Raw genomic sequence first — 13,759 nt, 5'->3', positions numbered from 1 at the left:
ATGCTGACGATTTATTTGTATATTTTACTTGGAGAACCATTCAAAATGTGGTGTTTTGGCATGAGCTCGTTTTTTCCAAGGGGCGGTCTGCATCTCGAAATGGCCAAGATAAACCCGAGGGTCGCATTTCTGACGCTGGTAACCGCACCGTTTCCGTCAAAATAATCGTCCAGAATCCATTTTTAAACCGGATATTGTGTAGAGCGAAATTAATATATTGCCTGTAAGATCAATTTCTGATAGATAGGGAGAAAGCTCTTCCAATGGGGTCGTAAAAACGGGATATTCAACATAGGATAGGAGCGTTCAACATATTATTAGACGCAAGAGAATAGACTTTTTACGAGGGGCATTATTCCATTCTAGAAAGATAAGGAGAGGGTGGTGAAAGGAATGATGGCAATGGATAATAAGGGAATCTTTTCTACCCATCGTCGACTCGCCGTCATTGATACGGACTTTCCTTGGAAACAGAGCGGGTTCCGCTATTGGGAATTTATCGAAATCCTGAGGCAGCGGCCGGATACAATATTTTTTGCCACCAATGTAAGGCGAGAAGAGTTTCCTGTCCCGGTATATCCCTTTGAAGCCTTTGAAGAGATGGCAAAACAGAGTGGGATAACAGATGTTTATTGTGTGTTCCTGAATCTTGCAGGCAGCCTGCTTGGGAATACGACCTTACCAAGCGGATTATCTATTCTAGGCTCCAATCCTAGTTGGACTATATCTTCCTTTTTGAATGAGAAGGGCATTAAGTTGCACACGACTCTGTATCCAGGTGGTGGTTTGTCTCCTGATGTTTCTCCGCTATTTCTTAAACAGGTGAAAGAAGGATGCACCTGTATTTTCACCAACATTCAGGAGGTTCTGGATGAGATTCCAACCAGTATTTTTACCCCAGTAGCCATCAATACAGATTTCTATTCTTATAATAAGAAGCCCGCTAAAGATAAAATCATCATCACCTTTGCTGCACATAGGGGAGTACGTAAAGGGTTTCCTCTATTGGCAAACGTTTTTAATGAACTCGATGATTGCTTCTATCTAAATATTATCGGAGACTGGCAGAATCACCTTCATTTGTTAAAGAACGAGAATTATTCTTATTATGGACTTTTACCGCCGGAAGGGATGAAAAAGATCTATCAGCATACGCATTTATTCATTTATACAGGTACGCAGGATCGGTTCATCATTGACGGGTTCCCGGTTACGGCGGCTGTTGACGCGATGTCAACTGGATGCCTGTTGGTCTCTACAAATCAAAGAAATGACCGCTTGACCCTAGAGGACGGGGTGGACTACCTGGAGGTTGAGCCTATGACCTATTCCATCATTAATGCGTTGAACTGGGTAAAGGAACACTTTGAACTGGCAATGAAAATAGGCCAAAGAGGATCAGAATCCATTAGGAGACAATATGACTGTAAGAAAATCGTGAAGAAGAAACTCCATCATATCTTTCAATCGTAGTCTTCCTAGAAAGGAGAGCAAAAATGTCATTATATGCTACCCCTTTTAGACTGCCTGTCTGGAAATTGTAAAAAGTAACCAAGATGAAGATGTTGGGAAAGTGATATTTCGGCTGAGTGAAAGTGTAATCGAGGAAAAGATTTCCGGGTCAGACGATCCACTGCAAACAAATTATCCTAAGCGCCCCCTATAAAAAGTATAGGTCATTGAAGAGATACTACAAGAATAATCTGTGCTTTTGTGTCATAACAAGGGAAGCATAAATTAAGGATTAAATGGTATTAGAAATATTCATTATAATAGTGGACTAATTTAATCATTAGAATATATATTCAAAATTAAACAATAGGGGAAGATTCCTGACACAAGTGTCAGGAATTGACGAGCGACACAAAAGTCCTGACACAATTGTCTTTGGTATTACTGTATTTTATAGTAACCAATCTGGACTATTGTGTCATTTTTTTTGACACAATAGTGGTTACAATCTTGTTAAATGACACAAAGGTTTTAACAACATTGAAAAAGTCATTACAAACCCTTATTCCGTTAAAGGGCCATTTAATGGAAGAAGGTGTTGTAAGTGTTGGGTTATTTTGAAATAATTGGTATTAAGTTAGATTAATATTTAGCATTGAAATATTTTTAGCTAATTGGTAATTGGAGGCACATTATATAGAGCATTAGCCTACATAGGTGGCAGGGTCCATGCGGAAAGTGGGAAATATATTTAGAAAGTCTGCTTTAGTTATCCATCTAATGAATGTGAGTATGAGCGCATACAGTCAGTCACCAGTCAAACATTAGTCTTCATGAATTGTTTTCTAACATAAAATGACCATTCTTTTCTGAGAGATAGTTCAATGTAATAGTAAAGGCGGCTAAACATGATTATTAGAGAAATGAGTACTTATGATGTTGATAAGGTAAAAGAATTAGCAACAATTACTTGGAAGGCTACATACAGTTTATTAATTCCTTTAGAGATCCAAAGGAAAACCTTGAACGAGGCCTACTCTAAAGAGGTGATGGAAGAAAGATTTGAAAACAGTGTAATGTTAATTGCTGAAATAAATCAAGAAATTGTTGGATATGCCTTCTTTTCGCAGCGGGAAAATAAATCAATTGTCCATCTTGAATCGCTTTATGTTCATCCTGATGTACAAAAGCGTGGAATAGGCCAACAATTGTATCAAACTGGATTAGATTACTTTCCAAAAGCCAAACGAATAACTCTTCATATATTAAAAGGTAATAAAAGCATTTCATTCTACAAAAAATTAAAATTTGAAATCGAGAGCGAGATTTCAAATAAGTTTAATGGTCATCCGGTTATATTTATAAAAATGAGAAAAGGAATATAAAGTAACGCTCATCCTTTTGGTCCTGGTAGTTGCTTACGATTCATCTGAGATTAATTTAATTCTTATTCTGTTAAAGGGCAGCTTAACGGAACAATTCGAAACTTTAAAAATCGGGCTTCGTCTAATAACCAAAGTTTAAATCGATGAATGAAAAGAAATGTTGGATAAATATTTTAGGTGGGTGTTTCTTTTTGGATGAATTGATCATTATATTAAAATATGCTTTTTTAGGTGCATTACAGGGGTTTACAGAACCTATTCCTATATCTTCAAGTGGTCACTTGGTTATTGCCCAAGAATTCTTAGGAATAAGCGTACCAACGAACGATTTTAGTTTTGAGGTTTTAATGAATTTTGCCTCACTTATCGCAGTTATTATTGTATATAGAAAAGATTTAATAAAGTTAACCTTTAATGGTTTTAAATACATAACTCAACGAGAAGAAGCACATAAAAAAGATTTTAAGTTTATTGTATATTTGATAGTTGGGACCCTTCCTGCTGGTCTCTTAGGCTTGTTATTGGAAGATTGGTTATCAGAGAAATTAAAAGGGGTTACTCCAGTCGGTGTGGCTTTACTCATAACAGGCTTAGCCTTATGGCTTATTAGAAACCTAAAAGGTAGAAAAAGTGATAAAAACCTTAATTTTCGAGATGCAATAATCGTTGGTTTTGCCCAGGCTATTGCTTTAATACCAGGCATCAGTCGGTCAGGAGCCACAATTGTTGCAGCGATGGGAATTGGTATGAAAAGAGACACCGCGTTAAGATTTTCTTTCCTACTGTACATTCCTGTCAGCCTGGGTACGATATTACTTAAAATAGATGATTTAGCTTTTAAAGAACTTCTCGTCCCATATGTTGTTGCATTTACTTTATCTCTTGTTTTTTCTTATTTTTCTCTTAAATGGTTTATGGGAATTATGGAACGAGGGAATATAAAATACTTTGCTTACTACTGTTTTGTGGTTGGGTTACTAATAATATTTTTCTTTTAATATCTACATTGTTCTTTACATTATAGGGGGGTGCTGAGCAAGCAGCCGCCCTTTATTCAAGTAAAGTGGCAGTTTAGCTGAATAAGCAAATATTCGAATTAAGCAGCAAAGAGGTGAGGGATGATGGAAAGTAAACAAAAACAACAATTAATGAATAATACAAAGTGGGAAGAAATTAGAATAGCGATATATAGTTGCCCATATAATGTCCAATGGCGAACAAAGGATCTCGAATCGGGATACATATCCACTTGGGATGGTGAATGGTACTATCATTTTAAGGAAAGAGAATATATAACAATTGAGTGGTTAGAGATAAAGGTAGATGCCGGGGAAATTAGGGATGAAGTTATTATCATACTCCGTAATATCCACGTTCCTGGTGTGGTTAGCGACAAAGTAATTAGGGTTTATGGGTATGTAGAGGTTGGTAGCTTTATGGACTATCTTTAGAATTTTCTTCTTCAACAAACGGGCAGGATAATGGAATTAGGGTGAGTTTTAGGGAACACTAAAATGAGGTGTTCTCTATGAAAATTTACATCAGTTTATTAATTAGTCTCATTTTTGTGATTAATCCTTCTATTGCAGGAGCAAAGCTCGAAGGATATGAGGTTGTTAGTCGCAACGATAAAGAGAATATAACTCTTTACGGAAAGAAAATCGATGATTTATATAGGGGGTTTAAAATTGATTTTAAAGGTCAAATTTACACAAGACCTTTTTGGAATAGCGTAACAAGCCCTACATACGCTTCACAAATTTTCTATATAGACATCAACAAGGACAAAAAGGAAGAGCTAATCATTACCTTGACAACAGGGTACGGTACTGGTTTGTTATGGGAAGAAGTTCACGTTTTTGACACGCTGGATAATCGACTAAACGTAAACGAAATGATTGTCGATAATCCTTTAGCAATTATTTATAAGAACGTAAAAACAAAGTTATCAAATGAGGAAGCGGAAATCCGAGTAGGAAATAAGGAGTATAAAGTCGATATAACTCCATTTGAAATCAAAGCTGAGAACTTATTTGATGATGTAGGTTTCGGGAGCATTATTGATTATGAAATAATTAACAAAAATCTTTTGGTCAAAGTGAGTGGGCAAATATCCCCTGCAAGTTATATTGGAGATGTTATCATAACTTATGAATACCGCGATAAAATGTATCAATCGAAAACAATTGACTTTATAACGGATATTGATAAAAACCCTTTTTATGGTCCAGTTAAACATTAAGCGATATTCAAGTAAAGGGGGCTTATCCGGAATAGGGTAAGCTTTTTTTTGTTTAAATTTTTCTTGAGTATGCTGCACTATTTTGAAATAATTGGTATTAAGTTAAAGGGCAGTTAAATGGAATAACACTTACAGGAAACCGGAGGAATAGGATGAACAAAAATAGAGAAAAAAATCTTGTTATTAAGTATAAACATATCAGTAGTTATCCTAACCCTATAAAACTTAACAAGGGACAATCAGTAATTGTTGGAGAGAAATATACTGGGAACGAAGAATGGAATAATTGGGTTTATTGTTTAACAGCAGATAAAAGCTCTGAAGGTTGGGTACCTGAACAAATTATTGAAGGAACAAGAGATAACGGAACAATTTTAGAAGATTATTCAGCAAAGGAATTAAATATGAAACAGGGAGATCGCGTTATTAAATTAAAAGAATTAAATGGTTGGTACTGGGTTAGGGATTTGACCGATTATGAAGAAGGCTGGATACCAAAACGAATTACAGAATAGGAAACCGAATGAAAAGTATAATCTACATATTCTTTAATCGGGAGCAATCACTGAAAATCAGGTAATGGATCCAGCTATTGCCCTTATTCGATTATCGGGCAGTTTACTTGAATAAGCAGGATATTTAAATAAGTGTTATTTCTCTTCTTAGTATTGAATACAGTTTTACTAAGAAGGGGGTTGTCTCGTTAATGAAAGATAATAGGTATTTGTTTGCATCAATCATAGGGATAGTCGGTTCTTTAATGGGGCTATATATATGGAAAGACTATATACCAAAATCAACTGGAGATACTATTGACGATTGGATATGGATATTAAGATTGAAGTACGTTATTTTTCTTTATATACCAAGTTGCATAGCTTTGGTCGCAGTAGTGTTTCGTAAAACTCATCTAATGCTATTAGCCTTTCTAATTAGTTTACCCTTAATAAAATATATTGGAGTTAAGCCATTTATCTTCCCGGATACTCTACCTTTAGTTTACTATCCTCTTGTCTGTTACCTTGTTTCATCCATTTTGATGAGAAATGTTTCAAATGATTCTTTAAGTACCTAGGGCGTTTGCTGAACTAGCATTAGCCCTTAGTTCAAGTGGGAAATATGAGGTATCTGAAGAATAGATAAATTATGATTTTCAGAAATCAATATTAGGGGGTTGGAAGTTGAGACGACTATTAGTTGGCATATTGTTCACGATGCTTATCCTTATAGGGCTTTACTTTTTGACCACATTAGGTGCTTAGAAGTCGTTATTCCATTATAGGGGGCGCTAATGGAAAATCGGTTCCTTTCGGTCGGAGAAATATATTTTAATAACCTTGTATAAATAACCTTCTAATGGGGCACACTTAAACCAAAGTTTACTTGTTTGGCAGCCTCGTAGGAGTTGATGAAATTATGAGAATGTCTGAAGCATGGGAGAAATATCAGTTAGATAAGAAAATAGAAGGGTATTCCCCATTAACATTAAAAGCTTACTGTTTCCAATACAGTCTATTGTTAAGACACTTTGGTGACATCAACATAAAAGACATCACAACGGAAAATCTGAAAAGTTACCTTATTCATTCTGGAGAACACTTAAAGCCAACAAGCTTGGGACATCGGGTTAGATGCATCAGATCTCTATTTAAATGGATCCATGATGAAGGCCACCTACATTACAATCCTGCTTCAAAATTAAAGGAGCCAAAGATAGGAAAAAGAATTCCTAAGTTTCTAACTGACATAGAAATTGAACACCTCAGAGAAGCTTGTCAAAGTTCATTAGAAAATGCTTTGTTTGAATTCTTCTATTCAACAGGTTGTAGAATTGGAGAAGTTGTAAAACTAAACCAAGATGATATCAACTTCTCAGCGAACTCCGTGATTGTTCATGGAAAAGGTGACAAAGAGAGGGAAGTGTATTTTAATACTCGCTGTTCTTTATGGCTGAAAAGGTACCTGGATGAACGAGACGATCTGGATGGTTGTCTATTCATCACAGAAAGGAAGCCCCAAAACAGGATGAGCATTGATATGGTGAGGTACATTATAAAGCGGATATCAAAACGAGCAGGGATAAAGAAGAGCATTCACCCTCACCAACTAAGGCATAGTTATGCCACGCATTTAATTAATAACGGTGCCCCACTGGAAGTAATTCAAAGTCTTTTAGGACATGAAAAAAGTGAGACTACAAAGATTTATGCTCAACTTAGTGGAAAGCTGCGACAGGATTTCTATTGCAAATATTTTTAATGTTAAAGAGTTTCACCCCTTTTGGGTGTGAGGCTCTTTTTTTATCGGGCCATTTAATGGAAGAACATATTGATTAGTAACTTAATGTTTGAAATAATTGGAATTATTGTAATGAAATGAAGCCAAAAAAAGGAGAAATATAATGAATGATCATTTAATTAACTTAAAAGAAGATTTTGAATATCTTCTTAATGCTCCAATAACGTCTGAATCGGTTTTTTTAGAGTGGATAAAAAAAGCTTCAAGTTTGTTAGACTCTGTTCAAGAACTTATTACGATTTCTTATATTAACTATCAATGTAATATAGAAGGAGTACAAGAAAATAAAGCATTCACAGATAGCCAGGAAAAACTGAAACCTCTTTACCAAGAATACAAATCAAAAATTGATAATAAGCTAATACAGCATAATGATTATCTTAAAGATGATCATTTTAATTATCTAAAAGATAGAATTTCAAATTCTACTAGTTTGGTAAATGGAGAAAATTCATCTTTAATTACGGAATGTGACCAACTGATAGCAGAGTATTTTTCCCTTCAAGGGCGCATGAAAGTTAATTGGGAAGGGGAAACGATTCAGGTTCAGGAACTTATTGGGATGCTTTACGATGAGAGTAGATCTATAAGGGAGCGCGCATATTCACTCATCAGCAAATCATATGAGGAGAAAGAAGAAGAATTTCAATTAATAATGGATAAATTAATTTCGTTGAGAGATAGGATAGCAAAAAAAGCTGGATTTTCAAATTATAGGGATTATATGTTTTCTTATTATGAAAGGCTGGATTACTCTTATAAAGACTGTGAGGAAATGGCAGAAGCTATTCGTTCTGAAGTAGTTCCTTTTATAGATCATTTAAACCGAAGGAGAAAAGATTCACTAAAAGTGTATTCTTTAAAACCTTGGGATACTAGAGTTACAGGGAACGAGAACAAACTAAATGTTCCATATCATGATACTAATGAAATGCTGAAAGTCTCAGAAGAACTGTTAGAAAAACTGGACCCTTCTTTTTCGAATCTATTTAGGATGATGAAGGAGAGTGATAAATTTGATCTCCTTACTAAGGCCGGAAAGGCACCAGGTGGATTTTGCGAATTGCTTCCACAATCTAAAACATCATTCATTATGTTAAATTTAGCAAATACAAAAGATGATTTACCTATTTTTCTTCATGAAATGGGTCATGCAATTCACCACGACTTAATCAAAGACATAACTATTCACCACTATAAACAATTACCAATGGAAACTGCAGAATTTGCTGCCATGTCTATTGAGCTTCTTACACTAGATACCTGGAGGGCACTGTACAATTCAGAAGAAGAATTATTATTAGTAAAAAGAGAATTATTTCAGCAAATACTAGACTTTCTCCCAATAACCGTAGTGGTAGATCAATTTCAGCACTGGATGTATACGAACCCTCATCATTCCCATAGTGAAAGGAACAATAAATTCAAAGAGTTAGTGGCCTTATACGATACTTCAATTATTAACTGGACAGGTACTGAAAAGTGGAAAGAGATTCAATGGATGGATATTATACATATTTTTGAAACACCGTTTTACTTTATCGAATATGCCATAGCACAGGTGGCAGCACTACAGCTTTATAAGAAATACAAGCAAAATCCTGAACAAACCTTAACCAGATTTAAGAAAGCATTAGCACTAGGATCTTCCAAACAAATTAAAGAAGTATATGAAGAAGCAGGTATCGAGTTCAATGTTTCAAAAGAAAATATTAGAGAAGTTATGACTTTAATAAGGGAAGAAATCGCAATGCCCTGAATTCTCTATGTTCAATTAAAGGGGCAGTATAGTGGAAGAAGAGAAATGCTATTATTGAGGTGATTAAAATGAAATACACTTGTCCTTGTTGTGGATATAAAACATTAGATGAAGAACCTCCTGGGACTTATGACATATGTGGTATTTGCTTTTGGGAAGATGATGAAGTTCAATATGATGACCCTGAATATGGCGGTGGTGCAAATATCCCTTCTTTAAGGCAAGCACAGAAAAACTATGTCTTATTTGGGGCGTGTGAAGAAAGGTGTATTAAGTTTGTAAGAAAACCAAAAGAAAATGATGTCAAGGACCCTAGTTGGAAACCCTTGTAGCTCTTAATAAAGTAACGGGGCAATAACGGGAGATCAGCTAATTGATCACATGCTATCGACCTTCTTCAATTAATGGGCAGGATAGTTGAACAATGGTCTCTTCATTAAGGGGGATTAATTAAAGTGGAGAATAACAAGGAAAATCCCGAAAATCAAAGAGAGAAGTTAAGGCAAGAGGAATTTAAAAAGAATCCTTTGGGGGAAATGAACAATCTCAGTAATCTTGGAGATTTAGTGGGCAACTTAAGCTGGAAGAGCACAGGTTTATTGATATTACTTATAATTATTGGATGTATTATATTTTTACTTGTTGCTAAATAGGTTATATTCCTATTCGACGTAGCTTATTTAAACTTTGTGCTCAGTTGTTCGTAAGTAATTTATAAAGGATGGGGACATAATGAAAAAGATTTTTTTATTGCTATGTGCAGTATCTTTTCTTCTAATAGGGTGTAGCGACATCAGCAATGGAGGCAGTTTAGTGACATTTGATAACAACCAACTTGAAAGTGATTTAGAAAACCAAGGTATTGAACCGAAATTACCGACAGAGTTTCCGATAGCTATTACAAACTATGAGATAATGAAACCTCCTCACGAATCACCTAGACACGAGATAGAACTAACAGGTGAAAACGGGGAAGTATTCACTCTAGTTATCCATTCAGCTCCAGTTACTTACGATGGAGAATTGGAGAATCAAGAAAAAGTAAAGATAAACGGAAATGAAGGTGTCTATGCTGTAAATGATGTGACTGGTCCATCTGTATATTGGACAGATGGCGATTATCATTACATTTTAGAATATCAAACGATTGGATTAGATACAGAAGTTAACAAAGAAACAATGATGGCAATAGCGAAATCGTATGAATAGAGTGAGTGGTAATTATTTTTCTAGGTTTACATAATGTAAATTATAGGAACCTAAATAAAATCCGCGTTTTCAGTCTCGTATCAAAAGTATACTATTAATAATGAGACAGAAGAAAAAATTTGAACGATCGTCAAATTACATATTATTTTACTGAACCTCACTTTAGTGTAAATATCAATCATGCCGTTCCATGGATTCTAATTTTGTCTGTTAAGTCGTGACTGATGGGTTCCGGTAAGTCACCATCTAAATTAGTTTGCTATTATCTGATTATTCTCCAGTTCTTTTTATTGTGGAATTTGAGTTCATTTCAAATATTTGATTCCGGTTTCATTTTTCATTTCATGCTGGATTTATTTTTCGTTTGATTAGTTTACATAATGCCAAGCTGCTCATTCTTACTTTCTAATCTGTTATTCTGTTTGATGCGAGCATTTGAACCATTCCATTTTGAATCGAAGTCTTCTCCCCCTACGTTATCTTCTATAAATGCCGTACAAAGAAAAAAAGCATAAAGAGTCCATAAGGTCCTCTCTATGCTTGTGCGTTATTTAATCAAATATTGTCTTGGAGTTCCTAAATACAGGGTCTGCTGATATTCAGGGAATATAGATTCAAAGCAAATGATGATCGGTGCATCAAGTAGCCATGGATAGTACGCATAAAAGCCTTTATCCCCGTTGACCATTGCAGCTAATGCAAGTGGTAGCTCCTTCTTGAATATCATATAGCGGACATTGGAGAGTTGTTGATCGAATTCTCCTCCGCTAATATATACTGTTCCTGAGAACGTATATTGACCTAGATTCCGTTTCCATTCTCCCAATACTTCGTCCCTCATGGTCATATTAATCTTCCCTGGGTCAAAGTGGCAGCCGATACTTAAAAAAAGTTCGCCAGTCGTATCACAATGGGTTAATGTGTATTTCCTGTTATCGATGGGGTTGAAAATGGATGCAGGAGGTACATATTGAACAGCTAGGTTTTCCGGCTTAAATTCACTCATGTGTATGCCTCCTTCACAAAAATGGGCTTACAACAGAGTATGACGATAGCCTATAATCGGTTCCTAGCTCTCCCTCCACTTTATTTTAATCAACTTCCATTTGCCGTCTTCATAATACCAATAGGATGTGGCTGTTCCGATACCATCCGCATGGTAGGCTCCGCTAATTTGCTGGTAACCCTTCAAGCCTTTCCCTGATTTACCGAAGATCCGGTCTGGTTCGAAAAAGGCATATGGACCAACCATTAATTCCATTGGTTCATTTAATTTGCCTTCTGTGTAGATGCCTAATCTTTCATAATCCTCTTTACGGTCACTTAAGTCTATCGTGTAAGATTGATTTGTGTCCACAAACGTAATGGATGCCTTGTACTGATCCTCAAACTGGGCTGTAATCGTAAGGGGATCTGGTAAACCTATATCAACCAGTTTATTGTCTGCCAATGTATGGAGAGACATGGAGTAAAGTCCACCGCTTCCTCCCGTTGCTGAAGAATACAGCATATCTTTAATACCATCATGATTTAAATCAACGAATTGAATTTTTGGTTCGTAGCCGCCCTCATAGTCAATCCGGATGTCACTTCCTTTGGACGTTTTGATGTCTGCCCAGATTTGTTTAAGGAACAAGGCGTCAGGAGAAAACGGAATCGCCTTGAGTGTGATGGTGTCCTTTTTACCATCGCCTGTTACATCCTTCTTATATACCGCTACGGTCATTTCATTCACCGGCTGATTTTCAGGGGGTTCGACTGAAAAGTTCCCAGCAATGGCGTGGAGCGACATAACAAAGAAAGCACCGAATGCAAATAGTAATTCTTTTCTCATGATTCTCTCTCCTTGTTTGAAAATGATTCAATAGTATTCTCACCAGAAAAGGAAATTCTATGTAATCATCCCTATATAATTTTTCAAGTAATTCCGTAGCAAAGCATTTTTAAGGAATGTATAAAAGGACCAACCTGATAGGCTGGTCCCTTCTTTCTTTATTGTTTTCTAGTTTCAGGTTTAGCTTCCCAGCTTTCGATTCCTTTCAATCCATCGATCGTGTTTGAATAGAAAACGGGATCTTTCCCCTGCCTTTTTTGTTCTCTGTAATCCTTTAATGCTGCCAATGCAATCTTGGCAAGTAACGTAATCGCTATAAGGTTGATGATCGCCATCAGACCCATGAATAGATCTGCCAGGCTCCATACGATATCAAGCTTTACAACCGCTCCGAATATCACCATTCCTAGAACGGCAATACGGTAAATGAACAGGGATACCGGACTGTATTTTATAAACTCGATATTTGTTTCCCCATAATAATAGTTTCCGATGATCGAACTGAAAGCGAACAAGAATATGGCGACAGCGACAAAGGTGTCAGCCCAAGATCCCACATGGAAGCTCAATGCTGCCTGAGTCAATTGAATTCCGTCAATTCCACTCGTATATTGATCGGATAAAATGATCATGAAGGCTGTTGCCGTACAGATCAGTAACGTATCGGTGAAAACGCCGAGTGTTTGAATAAGACCCTGTTTAACCGGGTGTGTAACACCAGCGGATGCAGCTGCGTTCGGTGCACTACCCATACCGGCTTCATTCGAGAATAAACCACGTTTGATCCCCATCATGATGGCTGCTCCGACTCCGCCGCTTGCTACTTCCCGGATACCGAATGCATTCTCAAAAATGACGACGAACATATTAGGAAGCATCGTAATATTCGTGATGAGAATGTAGAATGCAAGAATCAGATAAAGGACCGCCATGATCGGTACCACGATCTGAGTGACACTGGCGATACGTTTGACGCCACCGAATACGACTAGGGCTGTCAATGCAGCTAGAATGATCCCTACAGTCAGTCGATTGAATGAGTATGCTTCTTCCATAGCAAGTGAGATGGTATTGGATTGTACTGAATTAAAGACAAGACCAAAACAGAAAGTGATGATGACGGCGAAAAGGATTCCCATCCAACGGGCATTTAATCCTTTTTCCATGTAATAAGCGGGGCCACCGCGATATCCATCTTCACCGTCTTTCACTTTGTAGATTTGAGCAAGAGTACTTTCTACGAAGCTTGTTGCTCCGCCAAGTAAAGCGATGAGCCACATCCAGAATACTGCGCCTGGCCCTCCGCCTGCAATCGCAGTTGCTACTCCTGCAAGGTTACCGGTACCTACACGTGAAGCCGTACTGATTGTGAAAGCTTGGAAAGAAGAAATCCCCCGCTTTCCCTCAGCAGAGATCGTCGTTTTATCTGTTAATAATCTGCCCATTTCACCTAAATAACGGAATTGAGCAAACCTTGTGCGTAATGAAAAGTATAATCCTAGTCCGATCAATGCAACGATGAGTATGTAAGACCACATATAATCATTCAGGATACCTACTATACTTGTTAATAAATCCAT

The 13,759-nt window shown here is 36.7% G+C and carries 14 protein-coding genes; 11 read left to right on the top strand and 3 right to left on the bottom strand.

The genetic code is table 11. The features are described from left to right. The first annotated feature begins 393 nt into the window (after nt 1–393). From ACIGG7_RS15525 to ACIGG7_RS15475, 11 genes are all read left to right on the top strand, one after another. Nucleotides 394–1,473 carry a glycosyltransferase gene (locus ACIGG7_RS15525; protein ID WP_397550205.1) on the top strand — a complete coding sequence of 360 codons (1,080 nt, stop codon included), beginning with the start codon at nt 394–396 and terminating at the stop codon, nt 1,471–1,473. Between the two features lie 887 nt (nt 1,474–2,360). Next, on the top strand, nt 2,361–2,837 hold the full coding sequence (locus ACIGG7_RS15520; RefSeq protein WP_397550204.1) for a GNAT family N-acetyltransferase: 477 nt from the start codon (nt 2,361–2,363) through the stop codon (nt 2,835–2,837). Nucleotides 2,838–3,028: 191 nt separating this feature from the next. After that, the gene (locus tag ACIGG7_RS15515; protein ID WP_397550203.1) at nt 3,029–3,835 is read left to right on the top strand and encodes an undecaprenyl-diphosphate phosphatase; all 807 of its coding nucleotides are present in this window, start codon (nt 3,029–3,031) and stop codon (nt 3,833–3,835) included. Between the two features lie 120 nt (nt 3,836–3,955). After that, nucleotides 3,956–4,288, top strand: coding sequence for a DUF6678 family protein (locus tag ACIGG7_RS15510; RefSeq protein ID WP_397550202.1), 333 nt, complete (start codon nt 3,956–3,958; stop codon nt 4,286–4,288). 77 nt (nt 4,289–4,365) lie between these two features. Continuing rightward, complete coding sequence (locus ACIGG7_RS15505) at nt 4,366–5,079, top strand: hypothetical protein (protein ID WP_397550201.1); 714 nt, start codon at nt 4,366–4,368, stop codon at nt 5,077–5,079. Nucleotides 5,080–5,231: 152 nt separating this feature from the next. Further along, complete coding sequence (locus ACIGG7_RS15500) at nt 5,232–5,594, top strand: SH3 domain-containing protein (protein WP_397550200.1); 363 nt, start codon at nt 5,232–5,234, stop codon at nt 5,592–5,594. Nucleotides 5,595–6,495: 901 nt separating this feature from the next. Next, the gene (locus ACIGG7_RS15495; RefSeq protein ID WP_397550199.1) at nt 6,496–7,338 is read left to right on the top strand and encodes a tyrosine-type recombinase/integrase; all 843 of its coding nucleotides are present in this window, start codon (nt 6,496–6,498) and stop codon (nt 7,336–7,338) included. A gap of 142 nt (nt 7,339–7,480) precedes the next feature. After that, nucleotides 7,481–9,136, top strand: coding sequence for a M3 family oligoendopeptidase (locus tag ACIGG7_RS15490; RefSeq protein ID WP_397550198.1), 1,656 nt, complete (start codon nt 7,481–7,483; stop codon nt 9,134–9,136). Between the two features lie 68 nt (nt 9,137–9,204). Further along, entirely contained in the window at nt 9,205–9,468 is a 264-nt protein-coding gene (locus ACIGG7_RS15485; protein WP_397550197.1) for a CPCC family cysteine-rich protein, read from the top strand. A gap of 123 nt (nt 9,469–9,591) precedes the next feature. Next, complete coding sequence (locus ACIGG7_RS15480) at nt 9,592–9,789, top strand: DUF6366 family protein (RefSeq protein ID WP_397550196.1); 198 nt, start codon at nt 9,592–9,594, stop codon at nt 9,787–9,789. A gap of 79 nt (nt 9,790–9,868) precedes the next feature. After that, entirely contained in the window at nt 9,869–10,345 is a 477-nt protein-coding gene (locus tag ACIGG7_RS15475) for a DUF4367 domain-containing protein (protein WP_397550195.1), read from the top strand. A 547-nt stretch (nt 10,346–10,892) separates the two neighbouring features. On the opposite strand, the gene ACIGG7_RS15470 is transcribed toward ACIGG7_RS15475, so the two are convergent. From ACIGG7_RS15470 to ACIGG7_RS15460, 3 genes are all read right to left on the bottom strand, one after another. Then, on the bottom strand, nt 10,893–11,351 hold the full coding sequence (locus tag ACIGG7_RS15470) for a staygreen family protein (protein WP_397550194.1): 459 nt from the start codon (nt 11,349–11,351) through the stop codon (nt 10,893–10,895). A gap of 63 nt (nt 11,352–11,414) precedes the next feature. Further along, nucleotides 11,415–12,179, bottom strand: coding sequence for a hypothetical protein (locus ACIGG7_RS15465; protein WP_397550193.1), 765 nt, complete (start codon nt 12,177–12,179; stop codon nt 11,415–11,417). A 158-nt stretch (nt 12,180–12,337) separates the two neighbouring features. Then, nucleotides 12,338–13,759 (bottom strand): alanine/glycine:cation symporter family protein, encoded by a 1,422-nt coding sequence (locus tag ACIGG7_RS15460; RefSeq protein ID WP_224940731.1) that lies wholly within the window; start codon nt 13,757–13,759, stop codon nt 12,338–12,340.

Source organism: Rossellomorea sp. NPDC077527 (assembly GCF_044542955.1).
In the GTDB taxonomy this organism is placed as follows: Bacteria; Bacillota; Bacilli; order Bacillales; family Bacillaceae_B; genus Rossellomorea; species Rossellomorea aquimaris_E.
Note: the sequence above shows the minus strand (reverse complement) of the source record. Positions and strands in the feature narration are given on the sequence as shown.